The sequence below is a fragment of the Arthrobacter sp. 10T416 genome, assembly GCF_056394165.1.
This window is the reverse complement of the sequence record NZ_JBFTHI010000007.1, coordinates 1-25,374: the sequence shown is the minus strand read 5'-3', so window position 1 is coordinate 25,374 and position 25,374 is coordinate 1. Positions and strand designations below refer to the sequence as shown.

Genomic DNA, 25,374 nt, shown 5'->3' with positions numbered 1-25,374 from the left:
GTCGAAGCGGCTTCAGGGGATCGGGACGGGCACGACGCCGAGCGGCGCCAGTTTCGCGGCGCCGCCGTCGGGTGCTGAAAGGACCCAGATGCCCTTTTCGTGCACCGCCACGGAGTGTTCCCACTGGCACGAGCGCTTGCCGTCGGTGGTCACCACGGTCCAGTCGTCCTCCAGGGTGGCAGTCTCGATACCGCCGCGGACCAGCATGGGCTCGATGGCCAGGCACAGACCGGGGCGGATCTTGGGCCCGCGGTGGCTGGTGCGGTAGTTCAGCACGTCCGGTGCCATGTGCATCTCGGAGCCGATCCCGTGGCCTACATAGTCCTCCAGTATGCCCAGCGGTTTGCCCGGGGCGTTGGAGACGTAGTCGTCCACGGCGTTGCCGATGTCACCGACGAATTTTCCGGTGGCCAGTGCCGCGATGCCGCGCCACATGGCTTCCTCGGTGACGTCGGAGAGCCGCTGGTCCTCGGGGTCAGCAGTGCCGACGATGACCGTCCGTGCAGAGTCGGAGTGCCACCCGTCCACGATCGCGCCACCGTCAATGGAGATGATGTCCCCGTCCTGGAGCACGCGGTCGCCCGGGATCCCGTGCACCACTTCCTCGTTGACCGAGGTGCAGATGGTGGCCGGGAACCCGTGGTAACCGAGGAAGTTGGACTTGGCGCCTGCCTCGTGCAGCACGCCGGCGAATACGGCGTCGATGTCGCGGGTGCTGACTCCGGGCACGGCTGCCGCGACAGCGGCGTCCAGCGCGCGGCTGAGAACCAGCCCGGCCTCGTGCATGGTCCGCATCTGGGCGTTGGTCTTGTATTCAATGCGGGGCTGGCCGAATGCCATCGTCAGCGTCCTTTCGGTGGTGCCGCGGCCCGGGGCGGGCGTGCGGACAAATGGCTGAGGCTCCTCCCGGCGGTGCGGGAGGAGCCTCGTGAGTCGTGGGCCTGGATCAGGCCGACTGGGCCGCCTTGATGGCCTGCATCACGCGGTCGGTGACCTCGTCGATGCCGCCAATGCCGTCGACCTGGGTGAGGATGCCGCGGTCGGCGTACTTGGCCACCACGGCTTCGGTCTGGCCGTGGTACAGGTCCAGGCGGTGCCGGATAACGGCTTCGTTGTCGTCGCTGCGGCCGGTGTCCTTGGCGCGGCCCAGGAGGCGGGTGACGAGTTCCTCGTCGTCGGCCGTGAGCTGCAGGACGACGTCGAGCTTCTGGTCACCGTCGGCGAGGATCGAATCGAGGTAGTCCACCTGCGCGGTGGTGCGCGGGTAGCCATCCAGCAGGAAGCCGGCTTCGACGTCGGATTCCGTGAGGCGGTCGCGGACCATCTTGTTGGTCACGCTGTCCGGGACGAAGTCCCCGGCGTCCATGTACTTCTTGGCTTCGATGCCGAGCGGCGTCTCACCCTTGACGTTGGCACGGAAGATATCGCCGGTGGAGATCGCAACGACGCCGAGGCGCTCCGAAATGCGTTCCGCCTGCGTTCCCTTGCCGGAACCGGGAGGTCCGATAATCAACATTCTCGTCATCGCAAAAGCCCTTCGTAGTGACGCTGCTGTAGCTGCGCATCAATCTGCTTGACGGTCTCCAAACCTACGCCCACCATGATCAGGATCGAGGTGCCACCGAACGGGAAGTTCTGGTTGGCGTTGATCAGGACCAAGGCGATCAGCGGGATCAGGGCCACAAAGCCCAGGTAGATCGCGCCGGGCAGGGTGATCCTGGAAAGCACATACTGCAGGTAATCTGCGGTCGGCTTGCCGGCACGGATACCCGGAATGAAGCCGCCGTACTTCTTCATGTTGTCAGAAACTTCCTCAGGGTTGAAAGTGATCGCAACATAGAAGTAGGTGAAGAACACAATCATGGCGAAGTACAGGGCCATGTAGATGGGGTGGTCACCGCGGGTCAGGTTGTTGTTGATCCACTCGACCCAGGGGGCTACAGGCTCCCCCGGTGCGGGCCGGTTGAACTGCGAGATCAGGCCCGGCAGGTACAGCATCGAGGACGCGAAGATGACAGGCACGACGCCGGCCATGTTCACCTTGATGGGGATGTACGTGCTGGTGCCGCCCACCGTGCGGCGGCCGATCATGCGTTTGGCGTACTGCACCGGGATCCGGCGCTGAGACTGCTCGACGAAGACCACCAGTGCCACGGTCAGCAGGCCGATGACCAGGACCATAAAGAAGGTGCCCGGGCCCTGGGCCTTCCAGATCGCGCCCAGGGACGTCGGGAAGCCGGCAGCGATGGAGGTGAAGATCAGCAGCGACATGCCGTTGCCCACACCCTTCTCGGTGACGAGCTCGCCCATCCACATGATCAGGCCGGTGCCGGCCGTCAGGGTGATGACGATCAGGATGGTGGTGATGATGCTCGCGTCCGGAATGATCGGCAGCTGGCAGTTCGGCAGGAGCTGGCCGGAACGGGCCAGGGACACCAGCGTCGTGGCATTGAGCAGGCCCAGCGCGATGGTGAGGTACCGGGTGTACTGGGTCAGCTTGGACTGGCCCGAGGCGCCCTCTTCGTAGAGCTGCTGGAACCGGGGAATGACCACGCGGAGCAGCTGGACGATGATGCTGGCGGTGATGTAGGGCATGATCCCGAGCGCGAAGATCGAGACCTGCAGCAACGCACCCCCGCTGAACAGGTTGACGAGCTGGTAGATCCCGCCCGAGGTCTGACCGTTCTGCAAGCATTGCTGGACATTCTGGTAGCTCACACCAGGCGAGGGGATGAAGGCACCCAAGCGGAAGATTGTGATGATTCCCAGCGTGAACAACAACTTGCGTCGCAGATCAGGCGTGCGAAAGGCCCGGCCAAATGCGCTAAGCAAGCGTCCTCCTGAGTAATAAGTAAAGTCGTGTGAGATAGGTCAAATAAACCCAACAACCGAGTCTAACGGGTCGATGCGCCCGCCGAACAATCGGCAGGGCGGGAAAAAAGAAAAAACCCCCGGTACCAGGGGCCGGAGCCCCTGGTACCGGGAGTTTTTCACAACGGGCTAATGCCCCGCCGCCTCATTAGAGGGCGGTGGTGCTTCCGCCTGCTGCGGCAATCTTTTCTGCGGCGCTGGCCGAGAATGCGTGGACGGTGACGTCAACCTTGACGGTGATGTCGCCGGTGCCCAGCACCTTGACGGGCTGGTTCTTGCGAACGGCACCCTTTTCGACCAGGTTCTCCACGGTGACTGCGCCACCTTCCGGGAACAGCTCGTTGAGCTTGTCCAGGTTTACAACCTGGAACTCAACCCGGAACGGGTTCTTGAAGCCGCGCAGCTTCGGCAGGCGCATGTGCAGCGGCAGCTGGCCGCCGGCAAAGCCAGCCTTGATCTGGTAGCGGGCCTTCGTACCCTTGGTACCGCGACCAGCGGTCTTACCCTTGGAGCCTTCACCACGACCAACGCGGGTCTTGGCGGTCTTGGCACCCGGGGCGGGACGCAGGTGGTGAACCTTCAGTGCGTTCTGCTTCTCAGCAGCGGCGCCCTGTGCCTTTTCGGCGGTGTTCTTCTCTGCCATTTACTTCGCCTCCTCTACCTTTACCAGGTGCGGAACCGTGTTGAGCATCCCGACGGTCACGGCGTCGGCGGTGCGGACAACGGTGTGTCCGATCCGCTTCAGGCCGAGGGACCGCAGGGTGTCGCGCTGGTTCTGCTTGCCGCCAATGGCGGACTTGATCTGAGTGATCTCCAACTGGGCGTCGGAGGGAATCAGGTTCTTAGCCATGACTCAGACACCTGCCTTCTGGTTCAGGAGAGCCTTCACCATTGCCGGCGGAGCGATCTCGTCGAGCGGGAGGCCGCGGCGTGCTGCCACTGCTGCCGGCTCTTCGAGGCGCTTCAGGGCATCAACGGTCGCGTGAACGATGTTGATGGCGTTGGAGGAACCGAGCGACTTGGAGAGGATGTCGTGGATACCCACGCACTCCAGTACTGCACGGACCGGACCACCGGCGATAACACCGGTACCGGCGGAAGCCGGACGCAGCATAACAACGCCTGCAGCCGCTTCACCCTGGACGCGGTGCGGAATGGTGTTGCCGATGCGGGGAACGCGGAAGAAGGACTTCTTGGCTTCTTCAACGCCCTTCGCGATAGCGGCGGGTACTTCCTTGGCCTTGCCGTAGCCGACGCCGACCATACCGTTGCCGTCACCGACGACGACGAGGGCGGTGAAGCTAAAGCGACGACCACCCTTGACGACCTTGGAAACACGGTTGATGGTTACGACGCGCTCTACGAACTGGCTCTTCTCGGCTTCGCGGCCGCCGTCGCGGCCACCACGGCCACCACGGTCGCCACGGCCCTGGCCGCGGTCGCCACGCTCGCCACGACGGGCGCCACCACGGCGGTCGTCAGTGGTAGCAGGCGCAGCGGTCTCAGTTGCCGGAGCAGCTACAGCTTCAGTCACCTGAATGTCCTTTTCGTTATTTTCGGTCACAGTGCCAGCCCACCTTCACGTGCGCCGTCAGCGACGGCGGCGATCCGGCCGTGGTACTTGTTACCACCGCGGTCGAAGACAACAGCTTCGATACCGGCAGCCTTGGCACGCTCGGCGACGAGCTCGCCAACGCGCTTGGCCTTGGCGGTCTTGTCACCGTCGAATGCACGAAGGTCGGCTTCCAGAGTGGACGCGCTCGCTACGGTCAGGCCCTTGGTGTCATCGACAACCTGGACGAATACGTGGCGGGCCGAACGGTTGACAACCAGACGCGGTCGTACAGCCGTACCGGAGATGCGCTTGCGGATACGAAGCTGGCGGCGGCTGCGCTGGGCAGACTTGCTCTTGTTCGTACGCTTCTTGTTAATTGCGATGGCCATGGTTACTTACCAGCCTTTCCGACCTTGCGGCGGATGACTTCGCCGGCGTAGCGGATGCCCTTGCCCTTATAGGGGTCCGGCTTCCGCAGCTTGCGAATGTTGGCAGCAACCTCGCCGACCTGCTGCTTGGAGATACCTGAGACAGAGAGCTTGGTCGGGGTCTCAACTGCAAAGGTGATGCCGTTCGGAGCCGAGACGTTGACCGGGTGGCTGTAGCCCAGAGCGAACTCCAGGTCAGAACCCTTGGCCTGGACGCGGTAACCGGTACCGACAATCTCAAGCTTCTTCTCGTAGCCTGCGGTAACACCCTGGATCATGTTGGCGATCAGGGTGCGGGTCAGGCCGTGCAGCGAACGTGAGGCGCGCTCGTCGTTCGGGCGGGCGACGGTCAGGGTGCCATCTTCCAGGGTGACCTCGATCGGGCTGGCCACAGTGTGGTTCAGCTCGCCTTTGGAACCCTTGACAGTGACGACAGAGCCGTCAACCTTGACCTCAACGCCGGCGGGAACGGTGATGGGGAGACGTCCAATACGTGACATTATTCTCTTCCTTTCCCGTTACCAGACGTACGCGAGGACTTCGCCGCCCACGCCCTTCTTGCCGGCCTGCTTGTCAGTCAGGAGGCCGGAAGAGGTGGACAGGATAGCGATACCCAGGCCACCCAGCACGTGCGGCAGGTTGGTGGACTTTGCGTAAACGCGCAGTCCCGGCTTGGAAATACGACGAACGCCAGCGATGGAACGCTCGCGGTTCGGACCGAACTTGAGCTCGAGGGTCAGCTTCTTGCCGACCTCCGCGTCTTCTTCCTTCCAGGAGGCAATAAAGCCTTCTGCCTTCAGGATGTCAGCAACGCGTGCCTTGAGCTTGCTGTAAGGCATAGACACGGAATCGTGGTATGCCGAGTTTGCATTGCGCAGACGCGTAAGCATATCTGCGACAGGATCTGTCATAGTCATGGTGGGCTCTTGCCCTTCCTCATAACGGTTTCCGCTGCGGTGCCTTATCGAACAAGTTCGAACACCAGGCAGCCGGACCTTTTACGTAGTTAGATTAATCTTCGGTCTTGAACGGGAAGCCAAGCGCCTTGAGCAGCGCGCGGCCTTCGTCGTCGGTCTTGGCAGTGGTCACGACAGTGATGTCCATACCGCGAACGCGGTCGATGGAATCCTGGTCGATCTCGTGGAACATAACCTGCTCGGTCAGACCGAAGGTGTAGTTGCCGTTGCCGTCGAACTGCTTGCCGCTGAGGCCCCGGAAGTCGCGGATACGCGGCAGTGCCAGCGTGACCAGACGGTCCAGGAATTCCCACATACGGTCGCCACGCAGAGTTGCGTGCGCACCGATCGGCATGCCTTCGCGCAGCTTGAACTGTGCGATCGACTTGCGGGCCTTGGTTACCTGCGGCTTCTGGCCGGTGATCAGGGTCAGATCGCGGACAGCGCCGTCGATCAGCTTGGAGTCCTTGGCGGCATCTCCAACACCCATGTTCACAACGACCTTCACCAGACGGGGAACCTGGTTGACGTTCTCGTACTTGAATTCCTCAACGAGCGAGCTCTTGATGGAATCCGCGTACTTGGTCTTCAGACGAGGAACGATCTTGCTTACCGGAGTCTCGAGAGTCTCAGTCATTAGATGTCCTTCCCTGAGCTCTTGGCCACGCGGACACGCACTTCACGCTTCACGCCATCGCGCTCAACGGTCTCGGTGCGGAAACCGACGCGGGTGGGCTTCTTGGTGGAGGGGTCAACCAGAGCCACGTTGGAGATGTGGATTGAAGCCTCAACGACCTCGATGCCACCGGTCTTGGTGCCGCGCTGCGACTGACCGACCTTGGTGTGCTTGGTTACGCGGTTGATGCCTTCGACCAGCACGCGGTTGGTCTCCGGGAATACGCGCAGAACCTTGCCCTGCTTGCCACGGTCGCCGCCGCGCTCAGCCTTGGCGCCAGTGATGACCTGAACGAGGTCACCCTTTTTGATCTTAGCCATGGACTAGAGCACCTCCGGAGCCAGAGAAACGATCTTCATGAACTTCTTGTCACGAAGTTCACGACCAACCGGTCCGAAGATACGGGTACCGCGGGGGTCACCGTCGTTCTTCAGGATCACAGCTGCGTTCTCGTCAAACTTGATGTAGGAACCATCCGCACGGCGGCGTTCCTTCTTGGTACGGACGATGACAGCCTTGACGACGTCGCCCTTCTTTACGTTGCCGCCCGGAATTGCGTCCTTGACGGTAGCGACGATCACGTCGCCAATGCCTGCGTAGCGACGGCCAGATCCACCGAGAACGCGAATGGTAAGGATTTCCTTAGCACCCGTGTTGTCGGCGACCTTGAGTCGCGACTCCTGCTGAATCACTATTTACTCCTTGCGTCGCGCCGGTTCTCAGACCGAAAATCTTCCTACGGAATGAGCCTTGCGGAACGGTTGATCGGGGTGTCTCTTGACCTGCCTGGATTTTGCCAGACCAGGCCTAAACGCCCGTGCCAAAAACAGTTGCTTCCCGTGCGCGCGAGGCGCGGGGAGGCACTATGCCGTGGCACGATTGTTTACGAGGTTGATGATGACGCACGGAAGGCGCCATACAAACTCAAAATCTTAGCACATTTCCGGCGTATCCCCATATCACAGCTGCCGCCGTCGCCCCGTCACGGAGCGGCGCGGCGCCGGCGGTTTCACCCTTTGCCGGGAACGCGGAAACCCCCGCTCCCAGACGGGAACGGGGGTTTCGGCGCAGTACCCCTGACGGGGCCGCTGCAGGTGTTACTTGGCCTTCTCGAGGATCTCCACCAGGCGCCACCGCTTAGTAGCGGACAGCGGGCGGGTCTCGGCGAGGAGAACGAGGTCGCCGATGCCGGCGGAGTTCTCTTCGTCGTGAGCCTTGATCTTCGTGTTGCGGCGCATAACCTTGCCGTAGAGGGCGTGCTTCACACGGTCTTCGACCTGGACAACGATGGTCTTCTCCATCTTGTCCGAGACGACGTAGCCGCGCTTAGTCTTACGGTAACCGCGCTCGTCAGCCTTGGCTGCGTCGGAAACAGTTTCCGTCACGTTCTCGTCCTTTTCACTCACTTGGCGTCCTCCTCGGTCTCAACCGTTTCAGCCTTGTCAGCCTTCTTGGTTGCAGCCTTCTTGGACTTCTTTTCTTCCTTGGCTTCCACAACCGGTGCGGCAACCTCGGCACGAATGCCCAGCTCGCGCTCACGGAGAACGGTGTAGATGCGTGCGATGTCCTTCTTTACCGCGCGCAGACGACCGTGGTTCTCCAGCTGGCCGGTGGCGGACTGGAAACGCAGGTTGAACAGCTCTTCCTTGGCCTTGCGGAGTTCTTCAACGAGACGCTCGTTGTCGAAACCGTCCAGCTGTGCGGATGCAAGTTCCTTGGATCCTACTGCCATTTCTACTCACCACCTTCGCGACGCACAATGCGTGCCTTCAACGGCAGCTTGTGGATTGCCAGGCGCAGGGCCTCGCGAGCTACCTCTTCACTAACACCGGAGAGTTCAAAGAGAACCCGGCCCGGCTTGACGTTTGAGACCCACCATTCCGGCGAACCCTTACCGGAACCCATGCGGGTTTCGGCCGGCTTCTTGGTCAGCGGACGGTCCGGGTAGATGTTAATCCAGACCTTGCCGCCACGCTTGATGTGGCGGGTCATCGCAATACGGGCAGATTCGATCTGACGGTTGGTGACGTATGCCGGGCTCAGAGCCTGGATACCCCACTCGCCGAACGAGACCTCGGTGCCGCCCGTGGCAGCGCCGGAACGACCCGGGTGGTGCTGCTTACGGTGCTTGACTCGACGTGGGATAAGCATTTAAGCCTGTCCTCCTTCTACTGCAGCAGGTGCAGCCTCAACTGCCGGTGCCTCTGCAGCAGGAGCTGCGTCGGCGGCCGGACGGTCGTTGCGACGACGGCGGTCACCGCGGTCAGCGCCACCCGGGCGGCCCGGACGATCGCCGGCACCGCGGCCGCGGGACGGAGCAGCAGCTGCCTGCTGCGCCAGTTCCTTGGCGGTGACGTCACCCTTGTAGATCCAGACCTTCACGCCGATGCGGCCGAAGGTGGTCTTGGCCTCGTAGAAGCCGTAGTCGATGTTCGCGCGGAGGGTGTGCAGGGGCACACGGCCTTCGCGGTAGAACTCCGAGCGGGACATTTCTGCGCCACCCAGTCGACCCGAGCAAGCGATACGGATGCCCTTGGCACCAGCGCGCTGTGCGGACTGCATTGCCTTCTTCATCGCACGGCGGAATGCCACGCGGGAAGTCAGCTGCTCGGCCACGCCCTGGGCAACAAGCTGGGCTTCCATCTCGGGGTTCTTGACCTCGAGGATGTTCAGCTGAACCTGCTTGCCGGTGAGCTTTTCGAGCTCGCCGCGGATGCGGTCGGCTTCAGCGCCGCGGCGGCCGATGACGATGCCCGGACGTGCCGTGTGGATATCCACGCGGACACGGTCGCGGGTGCGCTCGATCTCGACCTTGGCGATGCCGGCGCGCTCCATGCCCGTGGACATGAGCTGGCGGATACGGATGTCTTCGCGAACGAAGTCCTTGTACCGCTGGCCGGACTTGGTGCTGTCGGCGAACCAGTGCGATACGTGATCGGTGGTGATACCGAGTCGGAACCCGTGCGGGTTAACTTTCTGTCCCACTTAGCGAGCCTCCTCTTTCTCCGGGGTAGCGACTACCACGGTGATGTGGCTCGTGCGCTTCTTGATCTGAAATGCACGACCCTGGGCACGCGGCTGGAACCGCTTCATGGTCGGGCCTTCATCAACAAACGCTTCGCTGATGATGAGGTCACCTTCGTCAAACGCCACGCCGTCGCGGTCCGCGAGGACCCGGGCGTTGGAGATTGCCGACTGAACTACCTTGAATACCGGCTCCGAAGCTGCCTGCGGGGCAAACTTCAGAATTGCCAGAGCCTCGTTCGCTTGCTTACCACGAACAAGGTTGACGACGCGCCGGGCCTTCATAGGCGTTACGCGGATGTGACGCGCAATTGCCTTGGCTTCCATTGCTTTCCTTCTCTCGTCTTTGACGTAAGTGCAGGCGCCTAGCGGCGCTTGCCCTTACGGTCGTCCTTGACATGGCCGCGGAAAGTCCGCGTGGGAGCGAATTCGCCGAGCTTGTGCCCGACCATCGACTCAGTGACAAACACCGGGATGTGCTTGCGTCCGTCGTGCACGGCGATCGTGTGGCCGAGCATGTCGGGGACGATCATCGAACGGCGGGACCAGGTCTTGATGACGTTCTTGGTGCCCTTTTCGTTTTCCCTGGCTACCTTCACAAAGAGGTGCTGGTCAACGAAAGGACCTTTTTTCAGGCTGCGTGGCATGTGTCCAGGCTCCTATCGCTTGTTCTTGCCAGTACGACGGCGACGAACAATAAGCTTGTCGCTCTCTTTGTTGGGACGGCGGGTGCGGCCTTCGCGCTTACCGTTCGGGTTGACGGGGTGACGTCCACCGGACGTCTTACCCTCGCCACCACCGTGCGGGTGGTCGACCGGGTTCATGGCGACACCACGGACGGTCGGGCGAACGCCCTTCCAGCGCATACGGCCGGCCTTACCCCAGTTGATGTTCGACTGCTCGGCGTTGCCGACCTCGCCGACGGTTGCGCGGCAGCGCACGTCAACGTTGCGGATTTCGCCGGAAGGCAGACGCAGCTGGGCGAAGCGGCCTTCCTTGGCAACGAGCTGGATCGATGCGCCGGCGGAGCGGCCCATCTTGGCGCCGCCACCCGGACGCAGTTCAACTGCGTGGATTACGGTACCGACCGGGATGTTGCGCAGCGGAAGGTTGTTGCCGGGCTTGATGTCAGCGTCGGCACCTGCTTCCACGGTGTCACCCTGGGCCAGCTTGTTCGGGGCGATGATGTAACGCTTGGTGCCATCAACGTAGTGCAGGAGGGCGATGCGAGCCGTGCGGTTCGGATCGTACTCGATTTCGGCAACGCGGGCGTTGACGCCGTCCTTGTCGTGGCGACGGAAGTCGATCAGACGGTACTGGCGCTTGTGTCCACCACCCTTGTGACGGGTCGTGATCTTACCGGTGTTGTTACGGCCACCCTTTTTCGGGAGGGGACGAACCAACGACTTTTCCGGCGTCGACCGCGTGATTTCGGTGAAGTCCGCTACGCTCGAGCCACGACGGCCCGGGGTAGTCGGCTTGTATTTACGGATTCCCATAATTTATTTCCTCGTTAAAGTGGTCTCCGCTACGAGAGCGGACCGCCGAAGATGTCGATAGTGCCTTCTTTGAGGCTCACAATCGCACGCTTGGTGTTCTTGCGGGTACCCCATCCGAATTTGGTGCGCTTGCGCTTACCGGCACGGTTGATGGTGTTGATCGATTCGACCTTGACGGAGAAAATCTTCTCCACGGCCAGCTTGATCTCGGTCTTGTTCGAACGGGGGTCCACCAGGAAGGTGTACTTGCCCTCGTCGATCAGGCCGTAGCTCTTTTCCGAAACGACGGGTGCAAGCACGACGTCGCGCGGGTCTTTGATGGTGGCTGCGCTCACTTGGCATCCTCCTCGTTCTTTGCAGCCTTGTCAGCAACGAATGCTTCGTAGGCAGCCTTGGTGAAGACTACGTCGTCAGAAACGAGCACGTCGTAGGTGTTCAGCTGGTCTGCGTACAGAACGTGAACATCCTGGAGGTTGCGCACGGAGAGTGCAGCAACATCGTTGGCGCGGTCGATGACAACGAGCAGGTTCTTGCGCTCGGAGACGCCACGCAGCGTTGCCAGTGCGTCACGGGAAGACGGCTTGGTGCCGGCTACCAGTTCAGCAACGACGTGGATGCGGCCGTTACGGGCGCGGTCAGAGAGTGCGCCGCGCAGTGCAGCAGCAATCATCTTCTTGGGGGTGCGCTGGCTGTAGTCACGCGGCGTCGGGCCGTGGACGATGCCACCACCGGTCATGTGAGGAGCACGGATGGAACCCTGACGGGCGCGGCCGGTGCCCTTCTGCTTGAACGGCTTGCGACCTGCACCGGAAACCTCGGCGCGGGTCTTGGTCTTGTGGGTACCCTGGCGAGCAGCAGCGAGCTGTGCAACGACGACCTGGTGCAGCAGCGGCACGTTGGTCTGTACGTCGAAGATCTCTGCGGGCAGGTCAACCTTGACAGTGCTAGTCATTACTAGGCTCCCTTCACGGCGGTGCGTACGAGTACGACCTGGCCGCGGGCGCCGGGAACGGCACCCTTGATGAGGAGCAGCGACTTCTCGACGTCAACCGCGTGGACCGTGAGGTTCAGCGTGGTGTGACGAACGGCGCCCATGCGGCCGGCCATTTTCATGCCCTTGAAGACGCGGCTCGGGGTGGATGCGCCACCGATTGAACCGGGCTTACGGTGGTTCTTGTGGGCACCGTGGGAAGCTCCAACACCGTGGAAGCCGTGACGCTTCATAACACCGGCGAAGCCCTTACCCTTGGTGGTGCCAACGACGTCGATCTTCTGGCCGGCTTCGAAGAGCTCAACGGAGAGCTCCTGGCCCAGCTCGTAAGAAGCAGCATCTGCAGTGCGCAGTTCTACGACGTGGCGGCGAGGCGTGACGCCTGCCTTTTCAAAGTGACCAGCCAGCGGCTTGGTGACCTTGCGGGGGTCGATCTGGCCGTAGCCGATCTGAACGGCGACGTAGCCATCAGTGTCTGCATTGCGCAGCTGCGTGATGACGTTCGAGTCTGCCTGGACCACAGTGACGGGGATGAGCTTGTTGTTCTCGTCCCAGACCTGGGTCATGCCGAGCTTCGTGCCCAGCAGGCCCTTTACGTTACGGGTTGCGGTCATAGTCTCTCAGCACCTCCCTACAGCTTGATTTCGATGTTCACGTCGGCCGGCAGGTCGAGACGCATGAGCGAATCGACAGCCTTGGGCGTGGGATCGATGATGTCGATAAGACGCTTGTGCGTGCGCATTTCAAAGTGCTCGCGGCTGTCTTTGTACTTGTGCGGAGAGCGAATTACGCAGTAAACGTTCTTCTCCGTCGGCAGCGGCACGGGGCCAACTACAGTTGCGCCTGCGCGCGTGACCGTCTCAACGATCTTCCGTGCTGAAACGTCAATGACCTCGTGGTCGTATGACTTCAGCCGGATGCGGATTTTTTGTCCCGCCATGTCGCCTGACTCTCTTTCAGTCTGTGCTTCCCCTGATTAGGGCTGCCCTGTTCACTTACTAGTTGTGCGGCTGCCGAAGCATTTGAAGTCGTAACTACCACCCGCCGCACAAGCTGAATCCGGATAAATCCGGGTTCCTCAACCTGCCGGCGCAACCGACCCCCGCGGTCGGGCGTGTCGCGCATTTCACGCGAACTCGTCCGCAATACCTTGGAGAGTGGGTTATGTTTGGGCTCCTACCTGGACCCTGACACCCGGCATTATCCGGATCGGGACGCGAAAGAGCGCTTGAACAACTCATCTAGTATGCCCGAATTATCCGGCAGAAGCGAATTCGCCCCCGCCAGCGGTCCTGTAGCTGTCCGCCGTCGCGCTTCCCGCCCCCTGACATCGCCTTCCGGTACCCCCGGTCATTGCCTTCGGGAAGCGCCGCAACGAAGATAGGGTCATGACCGTGCAGGACTCCCCCGCCGTCCATGACCTCGCCGCAAAGCTTCCCCAGGACTTTGTGCTCGGGGTGGCCTCGGCCGCGTTCCAGATTGAAGGCGCTCTCGCGGCGGGCGGCCGCGGGCCCTCGGGCTGGGACGCCTTCGCCGAAAAACCCGGCACCATCCAGGACGGCCACTCCCCCGCCGTCGCCTGTGACCACTACAACCGTGCGGACGATGACGTGCAGCTGATGCGGGAGCTCGGCGTCGACTCCTACCGCTTCTCCATTTCCTGGCCGCGGATCCAGCCGGACGGCGCCGGCCCATTCAACGCGGAGGGCCTGGATTTCTACGACAGGCTGATCGACAGGCTGCTTGAGGCCGGCATCTCTCCGATGGCCACCCTGTACCACTGGGATACCCCGCTACCGCTGGAACACCGCGGCGGCTGGATGAACAGGGCGACGGCGGAGCGTTTCGCCGAGTACAGCGCCGCGGCCGGTGCCCGCTTCGGCGACCGGGTGGCCCAGTGGGTCACCCTGAACGAGCCAGCCTCGGTGACGCTGAACGGCTATGCCCTCGGCGTGCACGCCCCGGGCCGGGACCTGCTCTTTGGTGCCCTGCCCTCCGTCCACCACCAGCTGCTCGCCCATGGGCTCGCCGTCCAGGCGCTGCGGGCCGCTGGCGTTTCCGGAGCCATCGGCGTCACCAACCTGCACTCCCCCGTCCGGCCGGCCAACGGATCGGTGACGGACCGGTTGCTGGCGAAGGTGTTCGACCTCGCGCTCAACCGGATTTACGCCGACCCGATCCTGCTCGGCAGCTACCCCAAGGTGCCGCTGGTGGCGCGCCCCTGGTTCAAGGGTCTCGGCCGGTTTTCCGACGCGGATCTGCGTAATATCCACCAGCCACTCGATTTCTACGGGCTCAACTACTACTACCCCGTCAAGGTCGGTACCGGCCGTGGCCCGGCGGACAGCCCGGTCGGCTCCGCCGAAGCAATGGCGAAGCTGCCCTTCCATTTCGCGGCCTTCCCGGAGTACAAGACCACCGGTTTCGGCTGGCCGGTGGCACCGGACCACCTCGGTGGGCTGCTGCGCGAAATGAAGGACCGCTACGGCGAGGCACTTCCGCCGCTCTTTATCACCGAGAGCGGGGCCAGTTTCCCCGAACCGGACCACGTGGACGGTCCCATCGACGACGCCGGCCGGATCGGCTACCTCGCCGACCACCTGGGCCATGCCCTCGCGGCGACCGCGCCGGGCGGCGTCGCCCACGACGTCGAACTCCTCGGTTACTACGTCTGGACGTTGATGGACAACTTCGAATGGGCGGCGGGCTATTCGCAGCGCTTCGGGTTGGTCCACGTCGATTTTGACACCCAGGTCCGGACACCGAAGAAGTCGTTCTACTGGTACCAGGCGCTGAGCCGGGCCCGTCAGGAGCGGCCAGCCGGCTAGAGGTGGACGGCCGGTCCGCCGGTGCGTGCCGGGGGCGCTACTGGTTCTTGTTGGCGCGGTTGATGCGCTTGGCACGGTCGATCTCGTGCCGGAAGTACTTCTTGGCCCACAGGCCGGCCGAAACAACGGCGGCTACCACCACCAGAAAAATGATCCATTCCATCCCGGGCTCCTCTCTTCATCAGCAACGGTAGCAGGGTCTTAAACAGAACAGCCCCGCTGCAGTGCAGCGGGGCTGTTCTGTCGTCACGGCGGCCGTCGAACGGCCCTCCGATCAGGAGATCATGCTCAGATCAACAAGTAATTACTTGATGATCTTGGTGACGCGTCCCGAACCAACGGTGCGGCCGCCTTCGCGGATTGCGAAGCCGAGGCCCTCTTCCATAGCGATCGGCTGGATGAGCGCAACGGTCATCTCAGTGTTGTCGCCGGGCATAACCATTTCCGTGCCTTCCGGCAGGGTGATAACGCCGGTTACGTCCGTGGTGCGGAAGTAGAACTGCGGGCGGTAGTTGGAGTAGAACGGGTTGTGACGTCCGCCTTCGTCCTTGGAGAGGATGTAGACGTTAGCCTCGAAGTCGGTGTGCGGGGTGATGGAACCCGGCTTGACGACAACCTGGCCACGCTCGACATCGTCGCGCTTCAGACCGCGGAGCAGGAGGCCACAGTTCTCGCCGGCCCATGCTTCGTCGAGCTGCTTGTGGAACATCTCGATACCGGTAACCGTGGTCTTCTGGACCGGGCGGATGCCGACGATCTCGACCTCAGAGTTGATCGCGAGGGTTCCACGCTCGGCGCGGCCCGTAACAACGGTGCCACGGCCGGTGATCGTGAAGACGTCTTCGATCGGCATCAGGAACGGCTTGTCGCGGTCACGAACCGGGTCCGGCACGGACTCGTCGACAGCAGCCATCAGGTCCTCAACGGACTTGACCCACTCCGGGTCGCCTTCCAGAGCCTTGAGGCCGGAAACGCGAACAACCGGTGCTTCGTCGCCATCGAAGCCCTGCGAGCTGAGCAGCTCACGAACTTCCATTTCGACGAGGTCGAGGAGTTCCTCGTCATCGACCATGTCAGCCTTGTTCAGGGCCACCAGCAGGTAGGGGACACCAACCTGGCGGGCGAGCAGGACGTGCTCGCGGGTCTGAGCCATCGGGCCGTCAGTGGCGGCAACCACGAGGATTGCACCGTCCATCTGAGCAGCGCCGGTGATCATGTTCTTGATGTAGTCAGCGTGACCCGGAGCGTCTACGTGTGCGTAGTGGCGCTTCTCGGTCTGGTACTCAACGTGGGAGATGTTGATGGTAATGCCGCGCTGACGCTCTTCGGGAGCAGAGTCAATGGACGCGAAGTCACGCTTCTCGTTGAGAGTCGGGTACTTGTCGTACAGCACCTTGGAAATGGCGGCCGTCAGCGTCGTCTTACCGTGGTCAACGTGACCAATGGTACCGATGTTAACGTGCGGCTTAGTCCGCTCGAACTTTGCCTTTGCCACAGGTTCCTCCTAGAACGTTTTCAAATGACTTACCCTTCGACCGCGCTTGTCGCGGCAGAAACTCCAGTAAGTCTACTTGGGGGGCTTTGGATTGGTGAAATTGCAGATTCAGGAACTAATACTAGTCCCTCGAGCCTGTTCGTGCTGGCGGCCGGAGTCCGGCCGCCAGCACCAGGCGAATTCCCTGTGGAGGGAACGCACCCGAGTTTGTTGCAGCTGCGGGTTGTCCTTGCGGACTACTCGCCGCGGCTCTTCTGGATGATCTCGTCGGCAACTGCCTTCGGGACCTCGGCGTAGCTGTTGAACGTCATGGAGTACACAGCGCGGCCCTGGGTCTTCGAACGCAGGTCACCGATGTAGCCGAACATGCCGGACAGCGGGACGTGTGCGCGAATAACCTTGACGCCCTGGGCATCTTCCATGGACTGCATCTGGCCACGGCGGGAGTTGAGGTCACCGATAACTTCACCCATGTATTCCTCAGGGGTGCGGACCTCGACATCCATCAGCGGTTCGAGCAGGACAGGGTTCGCCTTGCGTGCAGCTTCCTTGAAAGCCATACGGCCGGCGATCTTGAACGCCATTTCCGAGGAGTCAACATCGTGGTAAGCGCCGTCAATCAGCGTCGCCTTGATGCCGACAACCGGGTAACCGGCCAGGACGCCGTCGTTCAGTGCATCCTGGATACCAGCGTCAACGGACGGGATGTATTCGCGCGGAACGCGGCCACCAGTGACCTTGTTCTCGAACTCGTACATCTCGCCTTCGGAGGTGTCCAGGGGCTCGATGGCGATCTGGATCTTTGCGAACTGGCCCGAACCACCGGTCTGCTTCTTGTGCGTGTAGTCGTGACGCTCCACAGCACGCTTGATGGTTTCGCGGTAGGCGACCTGGGGCTTGCCCACGTTTGCCTCGACCTTGAATTCGCGGCGCATGCGGTCCACCAGGATGTCCAGGTGGAGCTCGCCCATGCCGGCGATGATGGTCTGGCCGGTGTCTTCGTTGAGGGAGACCTGGAAGGTCGGGTCCTCAGCGGAGAGCTTCTGGATGGCCGTGGAGAGCTTCTCCTGGTCACCCTTGGTGTTCGGCTCGATCGCAACCGAGATCACGGGCTCCGGGAAGCTCATGGACTCGAGGACAATCTGGTTGGACGAATCGCACAGGGTGTCGCCCGTGGTGGTGTCCTTCAGGCCGATGGCTGCGTAGATGTGGCCCGCGGTAGCGCCGTCGACCGGCATTTCCTTGTTGGCGTGCATCTGGAACAGCTTGCCGATGCGCTCCTTCTTGCCCTTGGTGGAGTTGACCACCTGTGCGCCTGCTTCCACGTGACCGGAGTACACGCGGATGAAGGTGAGCTGGCCGAAGAAGGGGTGTGCGGCGATCTTGAACGCCAGCGCAGAGAACGGCTCGTCAGCGGAAGGCTTCCGGGTCAGTTCCTTCTCTTCGTCGCGGGGATCGTGACCGACCATCGGCGGGACGTCGAGCGGGTTCGGCAGGTAGTCCACGACGGCGTCGAGCATCGGCTGGACGCCGCGGTTCTTGAACGCGGAGCCACAGAAGACCGGGTAGAGCTCGGAGTTGATCGTCATCTTGCGGATGCCGGCCTTGAGCTCGTCGATCGTGATCTCTTCGCCCTCGAGGTACTTCTCCATGAGCTCTTCGGAGGACTCAGCAACGGTCTCAACGAGCGTTGCACGGTACTCTTCGGCCTTTTCCTTGAGGTCAGCCGGGATCTCCTGGATCTCGTACTTGGCACCCATGGTGACGTCACCCTTGGAGTCGCCGGGCCAGACCAGGGCGCGCATGTAGAGCAGGTCGACGACGCCGATGAAGTCGTTTTCGGCGCCGATCGGCAGCTGCATAACGAGCGGCTTGGCACCGAGGCGGCTGATGATGGTGTCGACGGTGAAGTAGAAGTCAGCGCCGAGCTTGTCCATCTTGTTGACGAAGCAGATGCGCGGGACGTTGTACTTGTCAGCCTGGCGCCAAACAGTCTCGGACTGCGGCTCCACGCCTTCCTTGCCATCGAACACGGCGACGGCGCCGTCGAGGACGCGCAGGGAGCGCTCAACCTCAACGGTGAAGTCCACGTGGCCGGGGGTGTCGATGATGTTGATCTGGTTGTTTTCCCAGAAGCAGGTCACGGCGGCAGACGTGATGGTGATGCCGCGTTCCTTTTCCTGTTCCATCCAGTCAGTCGTCGAAGCGCCGTCGTGCGTTTCGCCGATCTTGTGGTTCACACCCGTGTAGAACAGGATGCGCTCGGTAGTAGTGGTCTTGCCGGCATCAATGTGGGCCATGATGCCGATATTGCGGACCTTGCTAAGGTCGGTAAGCACGTCCTGTGCCACGGTGTCTCCCTTTCGGATGGACTGCACGTTCGCCGCCGGCTCGGGTGAGCCGGCGGCGTCCGGGAAGTATTACCAGCGGTAGTGTGCGAAGGCCTTGTTGGACTCGGCCATCTTGTGGGTGTCTTCGCGGCGCTTCACAGCGGCTCCGAGACCGTTCGAGGCATCCAGGATTTCGTTCTGGAGGCGCTCGGTCATCGTCTTTTCGCGGCGGGCCTTGGAGTAGCCAACCAGCCAGCGGAGGGCGAGGGCCGTGGAACGGCCCGGCTTGACCTCGACGGGGACCTGGTAGGTCGCGCCGCCGACGCGGCGGGAGCGGACCTCGAGGGAAGGCTTGACGTTGTCCATGGCCTTCTTGAGGGCTGCAACGGGGTCGCCGCCGGACTTGGCGCGTGCGCCTTCGAGGGCACCGTAGACGATGCGCTCTGCAGTGGACTTCTTGCCGTCAACGAGCACCTTGTTGATCAGCTGAGTGACCAGCGGGGAGCCGTATACGGGATCTAGTACTAGCGGCCGCTTGGGGGCCGGACCCTTGCGAGGCATATTACTTCTTCTCCATCTTTGCGCCGTAGCGGCTGCGTGCCTGCTTACGGTTCTTCACACCCTGGGTATCAAGGGCGCCACGGACGATCTTGTAACGGACACCCGGAAGGTCCTTAACGCGGCCGCCACGGACGAGCACAATGGAGTGCTCCTGCAGGTTGTGGCCAACACCGGGGATGTAGGCGGTGACTTCTACGCCACCGTTGAGGCGCACACGTGCAACCTTACGGAGAGCCGAGTTCGGCTTCTTCGGGGTCGTCGTGTAAACGCGGGTGCAAACACCACGGCGCATCGGGCTGCCCTTAAGCGCGGGGGCCTTGGTCTTCGAGACCTTAGGCGTGCGGCCCTTGCGGACCAGCTGGTTAATCGTAGGCACTCTCGTGTTCTCCGTTTTATCCGGAGCGGCCGTTGGCGGCCGCTCTCTTGTCGCTGCGCCCCGCCGCTCGAGCTTTGAAGATCTCTCCAGAGCAGCTGAGGCGAAGCCTTAATAGTCGGACCGCACGCCGGGGCGCCGGACTTTCATCCTGAACTGCCCCTAGGCATGCGAAAATGTGGCATACGTTGCACAAGAACCCTGCAAACCGGAAACGTCGTCCTGGTCGGGCTATCCAGCTGCAAGCTGTCTAACTGACCGGCGCACTCATCCACTGCCACAATAACAATTAGTCTCAAGTCTAACACGGACGGTCCCCAGCCCTTAATCGGCGCGGATTCCGCCCCTCCTCCCCCGCAGCAGGTTCCGCCGTCGACTGTTCCCCACCGGCCCCCTAGCCTCACAAGCTCGGCCAAGGAACCCTGCCGGCGTGGGCCCACGGCACTTCGGCAAAACGGCCGTATCAAAACACTCGACGGGTTAAAGCGGGATGGTCCCGCACCTTGCGGTGCGGGACCATCCTTCAATGCTGCCTACGGTTAGCGGAAGTCGCTGCCGAGGTCGTAGTCATCCAGCGGGATGGCGTGGAACTCAGGAGCTCCGTCGCCGCCCAGGGAGTCGTAGGAGAAGTCACTGAATGCGCTGGGGCCGGTGAACAGGTTGGCCTTTGCTTCTTCAGTCGGTTCCACCGTGACCTCGGTGTAGCGCGGGAGACCCGTGCCGGCCGGGATGAGCTTACCGATGATGACGTTTTCCTTGAGGCCGAGCAGCGGATCGCTCTTGCCTTCCATGGCCGCCTGCGTCAGGACGCGGGTGGTCTCCTGGAAGGAAGCTGCGGACAGCCAGGACTCGGTCGCCAGGGACGCCTTGGTGATACCCATGAGCTCGGGACGGCCGGAGGCCGGCGTCTTGCCCTCGGAAACCACACGGCGGTTGGCGTCCTCGAAGCGGCTGCGTTCGGCGAGCTCGCCGGGCAGCAGATCCGATTCACCGGATTCGATGACCGTGACGCGGCGCAGCATCTGGCGGACGATAACCTCGACGTGCTTGTCGTGGATACCGATGCCCTGGCTGCGGTACACGCCCTGGACCTCGTCCACCAGGAACTTCTGCGCGGCACGGGGACCCATGATGCGCAGAACCTGCTTGGGGTCGACCGGACCGTTGATGAGCTTCTGGCCAACGCTGACGTGATCGCCATCTTCGATGAGAAGACGTGAACGGCGCAGCACCGGGTAGGCGATCTCTTCGGATCCGTCATCCGGGGTGATGACCAGGCGCATCTGGCGCTCGGACTCTTCGATGGTGATGCGGCCGGCTGCTTCAGCAATCGGTGCGACACCCTTCGGAGTACGGGCTTCGAAGAGCTCCTGGATACGCGGCAGACCCTGGGTGATGTCGTCGCCACCACCGGCGGAGACAGCACCACCGGTGTGGAACGTACGCATGGTCAGCTGGGTACCGGGTTCACCGATGGACTGTGCGGCGATGATGCCGACGGCCTCGCCGATGTCAACGGTCTTGCCGGTGGCCAGCGAACGGCCGTAGCACAGGGCGCAGGTGCCGACGCTGGACTCACAGGTGAGTACGGAGCGGACCTTGACCTCGGTGATGCCGGCTGCGAACAGTTCGGCGATGACGACGTCGCCGCAGTCAGTGCCGGCCGCCGCGAGGACCTTGCCCTTGGCGTCAACGACGTCCACGGCCAGGGTACGGGCGTAGGCGCTGTTCTCGACGTTTTCGTCAAGGACCAGCTCGCCGTTGGCGTCAGCGACCGCGATCGGGGTGACGAGGCCGCGTTCGGTGCCGCAGTCCTCTTCACGGACGATAACGTCCTGCGAGACGTCCACCAGACGACGGGTCAGGTAACCCGAGTTGGCGGTACGCAGGGCGGTATCGGCCAGACCCTTACGGGCACCGTGCGTGGCGATGAAGTATTCCAGCACCGACAAGCCCTCGCGGTAGGAGGACTTGATCGGACGCGGGATGATTTCACCCTTAGGGTTGGCCACCAGGCCACGGATACCCGCGATCTGACGGACCTGCATCCAGTTACCACGTGCACCGGAGGACACCATGCGGTTGATCGTGTTCATCGGGGACAGGCTGTCACGCATCGCCTGGGCGATCTCGTTCGTGGCCTTGTTCCAGATTTCGATCAGTTCCTGGCGACGCTCGTCGTCGTCGATCAGGCCCTTGTCGTACTGGCCCTGGATCTTCGCGGCCATGGTCTCGTAGCCGGCGAGGAGCTCCGGCTTGGAGGCCGGGACCTCGATGTCGGAGATGGCGACCGTGACGCCCGAGCGGGTTGCCCAGTAGAAACCGGCATCCTTCAGGTTGTCCAGCGTTGCCGCGGTGACGACCTTCGGGTAGCGCTCGGCAAGGTCGTTGACGATGCGGGACAGTTCGCCCTTGTCGGCAACAGCCTCAACCCACGGGTAGTCCGCGGGCAGCGTCTGGTTGAAGATGACCTGGCCGAGAGAGGTCTCGACCAGTGCGGTCTGACCCTGTTCCCAGCCTTCCGGAGCTTCCCATCCGGCGTAGGGCACGAAGCCCTCGAGCCGGATCTTGACCTTGGAGTTCAGGTGCAGCTCGTGCAGGTCGAACGCCATGATGGCTTCCGAAACGGAGGAGAAGATCCGGCCTTCGCCAGCTGAACCGACACGCTTGGTGGTCAGGTGGTAGAGGCCGATGATCATATCCTGCGAAGGCAGCGTCACCGGGCGGCCGTCGGACGGCTTCAGGATGTTGTTCGAGGACAGCATCAGGATCCGGGCTTCGGCCTGGGCTTCGGGGCTCAGCGGCAGGTGGACTGCCATCTGGTCGCCGTCGAAGTCAGCGTTGAACGCGCCACAAACCAGCGGGTGGAGCTGGATGGCCTTACCTTCAACAAGCTGCGGTTCGAACGCCTGGATGCCGAGGCGGTGCAGGGTAGGTGCACGGTTCAGCAGTACCGGGTGCTCGGTGATGATCTCTTCGAGGACATCCCAGACCTGCGGGCGGTAGCGCTCCACCATCCGCTTGGCCGACTTGATGTTCTGTGCGTGGTTGAGGTCAACCAGGCGCTTCATCACGAACGGCTTGAAGAGCTCCAGGGCCATCTGCTTGGGCAGGCCGCACTGGTGCAGCTTCAGCTGCGGGCCGACGACGATGACCGAACGGCCGGAGTAGTCGACGCGCTTGCCGAGGAGGTTCTGGCGGAAACGGCCCTGCTTGCCCTTGAGCATGTCGCTCAGGGACTTCAGCGGACGGTTGCCCGGTCCGGTGACCGGACGGCCGCGGCGGCCGTTGTCGAAGAGGCTGTCAACAGCTTCCTGAAGCATGCGCTTCTCGTTGTTGACGATGATCTCCGGGGCACCGAGATCAAGCAGGCGCTTGAGGCGGTTGTTGCGGTTGATCACACGGCGGTAGAGGTCGTTGAGGTCGGAGGTCGCGAAGCGGCCGCCGTCCAGCTGGACCATCGGGCGCAGTTCCGGCGGGATCACCGGGACGGCGTCCAGCACCATGCCGAGCGGGCTGTTGTTGGTGGTCAGGAACGCGTTGACAACCTTCAGGCGCTTCAGGGCGCGGGTCTTGCGCTGGCCCTTGCCGTTGGCGATGATGTCGCGCAGCAGGTCGGACTCGGCCTGCATGTCGAAGCCTTCAAGACGCTTCTTGATGGCTTCGGCACCCATGGAACCTTCGAAGAACATGCCGTAGCGGTCACGCAGTTCGCGGTACAGGCCCTCGTCGCCTTCGAGGTCGGCGACCTTGAGGTTCTTGAAGCGGTCCCAGACCTGCTCGAGGCGCTCGATCTCAGCATCCGCGCGCTTGCGGACGTTGGCCATCTGGCGGTCGGCGGAGTCGCGGGCCTTCTTCTTGTCGGCAGCCTTGGCACCTTCACCTTCGAGGCGCGCGATCTCGTTTTCGAGGTCGCGGGCGATCGTGGCGATGTCGGAGTCGCGGTTGTCGATCAGCTGCTTCTTCTCGATGTCGTGCTCAACCTGCAGGTTGGGCAGTTCCTCGTGACGGGCGTCAGCATCGACACTGGTGATCATGTAGGCAGCGAAGTAGATGACCTTTTCGAGGTCCTTCGGTGCCAGGTCAAGGAGGTAGCCCAGGCGGGACGGGACACCCTTGAAGTACCAGATGTGCGTGACCGGGGCGGCCAGTTCGATGTGGCCCATGCGCTCACGGCGCACCTTGGCACGGGTGACCTCAACGCCACACCGCTCGCAGATGATGCCCTTGAAGCGCACGCGCTTGTACTTGCCGCAGTAGCATTCCCAGTCGCGGGACGGGCCGAAGATCTTCTCGCAGAAGAGGCCGTCCTTCTCAGGCTTGAGCGTGCGGTAGTTGATGGTTTCCGGCTTCTTAACCTCGCCGTAAGACCAGCCACGGATGTCTTCCGCGGTGGCGAGGCCGATCTGCATGAGGCCGAAGGAGGATTCGCTGGACATATGGTCCCTGTTCTCTCTTGTTCTCTAAATTCTGAAGTCTTGGGTTACGGGAAGAGGGAGGTGGCGTACGACGGCGGGATCACCCGCCGTCGTACGGCACCTGCTAAACCTCTTCTACGGAACTGGGCTCTGCACGAGACAGATCGATGCCCAGTTCTTCCGCAGCCGTGAAGACTGCGTCATCAGAGTCACGCATTTCAATTGTGGTTCCGTCCGTGGAAAGCACTTCCACGTTCAGGCACAGCGACTGCATTTCCTTGATCAAGACCTTGAAGGACTCAGGAACGCCCGGCTCCGGGATGTTCTCGCCCTTGACGATGGCTTCGTAGACCTTCACACGACCGTGGATATCATCCGACTTGATCGTGAGGAGTTCCTGGAGCGTGTAGGCGGCGCCGTAAGCTTCGAGCGCCCACACTTCCATTTCACCGAAGCGCTGGCCACCGAACTGTGCCTTACCACCCAGCGGCTGCTGCGTGATCATGGAGTACGGGCCGGTGGAGCGTGCGTGGATCTTGTCGTCCACCAGGTGGTGGAGCTTCAGGATGTACATGTAGCCGACCGAGATCGGATCCGGGAACGGCTCGCCGGAGCGGCCGTCAAACAGGCGGGTCTTGCCCGAGGAGTTGATCAGGCGGTCACCGTCGCGGGTGACGTTGGTGGAGTCGAGCAGGCCCGTGATTTCTTCTTCACGCGCACCGTCGAAGACCGGCGTTGCAACAGTGGTCTGGCCACTCTCGCGCGGCAGGTTCGGCAGCTGCTTGACCCACTCGGGCTCACCCTCGATCTTCCAACCGGTCTTGGCAACCCAGCCAAGGTGGGTTTCGAGCACCTGGCCGACGTTCATACGGCCCGGAACACCCAGCGGGTTCAGGACGATATCAACGGGGGTGCCGTCGGCAAGGAACGGCATGTCCTCGATCGGGAGGATCTTGGAGATAACACCCTTGTTGCCGTGACGGCCGGCGAGCTTGTCGCCGTCGGTGATCTTGCGCTTGGCGGCCACGTAGACGCGGACCAGCTGGTTGACGCCCGGGGGCAGCTCGTCGTCGTTGTCGCGGTCGAAGACGCGGACGCCGATGACGGTGCCGGACTCGCCGTGCGGAACCTTCAGGGAGGTGTCGCGCACTTCGCGGGACTTCTCACCGAAGATGGCGCGCAGCAGGCGCTCTTCCGGGGTCAGCTCGGTCTCGCCCTTGGGGGTGACCTTACCGACCAGGATGTCGCCGGCCTCAACCTCGGCACCGATGTGGATGATGCCGCGCTCGTCCAGGCCTGCCAGGACTTCCTCGGACACGTTCGGGATGTCACGGGTGATTTCCTCGGCACCAAGCTTGGTGTCGCGGGC

31 protein-coding genes are annotated in these 25,374 nt (G+C 62.4%); 1 reads left to right on the top strand and 30 read right to left on the bottom strand.

Going from position 1 to position 25,374, the window contains the following annotated elements:
- Window positions 1-12 precede the first annotated feature (12 nt).
- The 23 genes from map to rpsJ all read right to left on the bottom strand — a co-directional run bounded on the left by map (window position 13) and on the right by rpsJ (window position 12,940).
- On the bottom strand, window positions 13-840 hold the full coding sequence (map, locus tag AC1DBE_RS09325; protein ID WP_476877945.1) for a type I methionyl aminopeptidase: 828 nt from the start codon (window positions 838-840) through the stop codon (window positions 13-15).
- A gap of 106 nt (window positions 841-946) precedes the next feature.
- On the bottom strand, window positions 947-1,516 hold the full coding sequence (locus AC1DBE_RS09320; protein WP_476903109.1) for an adenylate kinase: 570 nt from the start codon (window positions 1,514-1,516) through the stop codon (window positions 947-949).
- Window positions 1,517-1,521: 5 nt separating this feature from the next.
- Window positions 1,522-2,832, bottom strand: coding sequence for a preprotein translocase subunit SecY (gene secY, locus AC1DBE_RS09315; RefSeq protein ID WP_476880329.1), 1,311 nt, complete (start codon window positions 2,830-2,832; stop codon window positions 1,522-1,524).
- Between the two features lie 187 nt (window positions 2,833-3,019).
- On the bottom strand, window positions 3,020-3,514 hold the full coding sequence (gene rplO, locus AC1DBE_RS09310) for a 50S ribosomal protein L15 (RefSeq protein ID WP_058931722.1): 495 nt from the start codon (window positions 3,512-3,514) through the stop codon (window positions 3,020-3,022).
- Window positions 3,515-3,721 carry a 50S ribosomal protein L30 gene (gene rpmD, locus AC1DBE_RS09305; RefSeq protein WP_056626615.1) on the bottom strand — a complete coding sequence of 69 codons (207 nt, stop codon included), beginning with the start codon at window positions 3,719-3,721 and terminating at the stop codon, window positions 3,515-3,517.
- A 3-nt stretch (window positions 3,722-3,724) separates the two neighbouring features.
- Window positions 3,725-4,405: a 30S ribosomal protein S5 gene (gene rpsE / locus AC1DBE_RS09300; RefSeq protein ID WP_377985280.1), complete on the bottom strand. Its 681-nt coding sequence runs from the start codon at window positions 4,403-4,405 to the stop codon at window positions 3,725-3,727.
- A 26-nt stretch (window positions 4,406-4,431) separates the two neighbouring features.
- The gene (gene rplR, locus AC1DBE_RS09295) at window positions 4,432-4,815 is read right to left on the bottom strand and encodes a 50S ribosomal protein L18 (protein ID WP_018773674.1); all 384 of its coding nucleotides are present in this window, start codon (window positions 4,813-4,815) and stop codon (window positions 4,432-4,434) included.
- Window positions 4,816-4,817: 2 nt separating this feature from the next.
- Window positions 4,818-5,354, bottom strand: coding sequence for a 50S ribosomal protein L6 (gene rplF, locus AC1DBE_RS09290; RefSeq protein ID WP_476880332.1), 537 nt, complete (start codon window positions 5,352-5,354; stop codon window positions 4,818-4,820).
- An 18-nt stretch (window positions 5,355-5,372) separates the two neighbouring features.
- A complete protein-coding gene (gene rpsH, locus AC1DBE_RS09285) occupies window positions 5,373-5,771 on the bottom strand; it encodes a 30S ribosomal protein S8 (protein WP_056737814.1) in 399 nt (132 codons plus the stop codon).
- A 94-nt stretch (window positions 5,772-5,865) separates the two neighbouring features.
- Window positions 5,866-6,447, bottom strand: coding sequence for a 50S ribosomal protein L5 (gene rplE / locus AC1DBE_RS09280; RefSeq protein WP_476880333.1), 582 nt, complete (start codon window positions 6,445-6,447; stop codon window positions 5,866-5,868).
- Entirely contained in the window at window positions 6,447-6,806 is a 360-nt protein-coding gene (rplX, locus tag AC1DBE_RS09275; protein WP_066436866.1) for a 50S ribosomal protein L24, read from the bottom strand. The genes rplE and rplX overlap by 1 nt, the downstream gene beginning before the upstream one ends.
- 3 nt (window positions 6,807-6,809) lie before the next feature.
- Window positions 6,810-7,178, bottom strand: a complete 369-nt coding sequence (gene rplN / locus AC1DBE_RS09270) for a 50S ribosomal protein L14 (protein WP_003803789.1) — start codon at window positions 7,176-7,178, stop codon at window positions 6,810-6,812.
- 405 nt (window positions 7,179-7,583) lie between these two features.
- Window positions 7,584-7,892 carry a 30S ribosomal protein S17 gene (gene rpsQ / locus AC1DBE_RS09265; protein WP_056737811.1) on the bottom strand — a complete coding sequence of 103 codons (309 nt, stop codon included), beginning with the start codon at window positions 7,890-7,892 and terminating at the stop codon, window positions 7,584-7,586.
- On the bottom strand, window positions 7,889-8,218 hold the full coding sequence (gene rpmC, locus AC1DBE_RS09260; RefSeq protein ID WP_011692802.1) for a 50S ribosomal protein L29: 330 nt from the start codon (window positions 8,216-8,218) through the stop codon (window positions 7,889-7,891). Before rpmC ends, rpsQ begins: the two co-directional genes overlap by 4 nt.
- Window positions 8,219-8,220: 2 nt before the next feature.
- On the bottom strand, window positions 8,221-8,637 hold the full coding sequence (gene rplP / locus AC1DBE_RS09255) for a 50S ribosomal protein L16 (protein ID WP_138768571.1): 417 nt from the start codon (window positions 8,635-8,637) through the stop codon (window positions 8,221-8,223).
- Window positions 8,638-9,471: a 30S ribosomal protein S3 gene (rpsC, locus tag AC1DBE_RS09250; RefSeq protein ID WP_476879706.1), complete on the bottom strand. Its 834-nt coding sequence runs from the start codon at window positions 9,469-9,471 to the stop codon at window positions 8,638-8,640.
- On the bottom strand, window positions 9,472-9,837 hold the full coding sequence (gene rplV, locus AC1DBE_RS09245; protein ID WP_003803798.1) for a 50S ribosomal protein L22: 366 nt from the start codon (window positions 9,835-9,837) through the stop codon (window positions 9,472-9,474).
- Window positions 9,838-9,875: 38 nt separating this feature from the next.
- The gene (gene rpsS, locus AC1DBE_RS09240; RefSeq protein WP_018773666.1) at window positions 9,876-10,157 is read right to left on the bottom strand and encodes a 30S ribosomal protein S19; all 282 of its coding nucleotides are present in this window, start codon (window positions 10,155-10,157) and stop codon (window positions 9,876-9,878) included.
- 12 nt (window positions 10,158-10,169) lie between these two features.
- Window positions 10,170-11,009: a 50S ribosomal protein L2 gene (gene rplB, locus AC1DBE_RS09235; protein ID WP_024366131.1), complete on the bottom strand. Its 840-nt coding sequence runs from the start codon at window positions 11,007-11,009 to the stop codon at window positions 10,170-10,172.
- Between the two features lie 29 nt (window positions 11,010-11,038).
- Window positions 11,039-11,344, bottom strand: coding sequence for a 50S ribosomal protein L23 (gene rplW, locus AC1DBE_RS09230; RefSeq protein ID WP_018773664.1), 306 nt, complete (start codon window positions 11,342-11,344; stop codon window positions 11,039-11,041).
- Window positions 11,341-11,961, bottom strand: coding sequence for a 50S ribosomal protein L4 (gene rplD, locus AC1DBE_RS09225; protein WP_476879705.1), 621 nt, complete (start codon window positions 11,959-11,961; stop codon window positions 11,341-11,343). The genes rplW and rplD overlap by 4 nt, the downstream gene beginning before the upstream one ends.
- Window positions 11,962-11,963: 2 nt before the next feature.
- Window positions 11,964-12,614 carry a 50S ribosomal protein L3 gene (gene rplC, locus AC1DBE_RS09220; protein WP_301226767.1) on the bottom strand — a complete coding sequence of 217 codons (651 nt, stop codon included), beginning with the start codon at window positions 12,612-12,614 and terminating at the stop codon, window positions 11,964-11,966.
- Between the two features lie 17 nt (window positions 12,615-12,631).
- Window positions 12,632-12,940 carry a 30S ribosomal protein S10 gene (gene rpsJ / locus AC1DBE_RS09215; protein ID WP_003803825.1) on the bottom strand — a complete coding sequence of 103 codons (309 nt, stop codon included), beginning with the start codon at window positions 12,938-12,940 and terminating at the stop codon, window positions 12,632-12,634.
- A 448-nt stretch (window positions 12,941-13,388) separates the two neighbouring features.
- Between rpsJ and AC1DBE_RS09210 the strand changes: the two genes are divergently transcribed.
- Complete coding sequence (locus AC1DBE_RS09210; RefSeq protein WP_476970341.1) at window positions 13,389-14,828, top strand: GH1 family beta-glucosidase; 1,440 nt, start codon at window positions 13,389-13,391, stop codon at window positions 14,826-14,828.
- Between the two features lie 37 nt (window positions 14,829-14,865).
- Here the strand turns inward: AC1DBE_RS09210 and AC1DBE_RS09205 are convergent, their stop codons facing one another.
- From AC1DBE_RS09205 to AC1DBE_RS09175, 7 genes are all read right to left on the bottom strand, one after another.
- Window positions 14,866-14,991: a hypothetical protein gene (locus AC1DBE_RS09205; protein WP_476879703.1), complete on the bottom strand. Its 126-nt coding sequence runs from the start codon at window positions 14,989-14,991 to the stop codon at window positions 14,866-14,868.
- A gap of 141 nt (window positions 14,992-15,132) precedes the next feature.
- Window positions 15,133-16,323: an elongation factor Tu gene (gene tuf, locus AC1DBE_RS09200; protein ID WP_003803827.1), complete on the bottom strand. Its 1,191-nt coding sequence runs from the start codon at window positions 16,321-16,323 to the stop codon at window positions 15,133-15,135.
- Between the two features lie 236 nt (window positions 16,324-16,559).
- Window positions 16,560-18,674 carry an elongation factor G gene (fusA, locus tag AC1DBE_RS09195; RefSeq protein ID WP_476903110.1) on the bottom strand — a complete coding sequence of 705 codons (2,115 nt, stop codon included), beginning with the start codon at window positions 18,672-18,674 and terminating at the stop codon, window positions 16,560-16,562.
- A 69-nt stretch (window positions 18,675-18,743) separates the two neighbouring features.
- Complete coding sequence (gene rpsG, locus AC1DBE_RS09190; protein ID WP_026531948.1) at window positions 18,744-19,214, bottom strand: 30S ribosomal protein S7; 471 nt, start codon at window positions 19,212-19,214, stop codon at window positions 18,744-18,746.
- Window position 19,215: 1 nt separating this feature from the next.
- Window positions 19,216-19,590 (bottom strand): 30S ribosomal protein S12, encoded by a 375-nt coding sequence (gene rpsL, locus AC1DBE_RS09185; RefSeq protein WP_009358312.1) that lies wholly within the window; start codon window positions 19,588-19,590, stop codon window positions 19,216-19,218.
- A 536-nt stretch (window positions 19,591-20,126) separates the two neighbouring features.
- On the bottom strand, window positions 20,127-24,026 hold the full coding sequence (locus AC1DBE_RS09180) for a DNA-directed RNA polymerase subunit beta' (protein WP_476903111.1): 3,900 nt from the start codon (window positions 24,024-24,026) through the stop codon (window positions 20,127-20,129).
- Window positions 24,027-24,129: 103 nt separating this feature from the next.
- On the bottom strand, window positions 24,130-25,374 hold a 1,245-nt coding region (locus AC1DBE_RS09175), incomplete at its 5' end, for a DNA-directed RNA polymerase subunit beta (protein ID WP_476970340.1).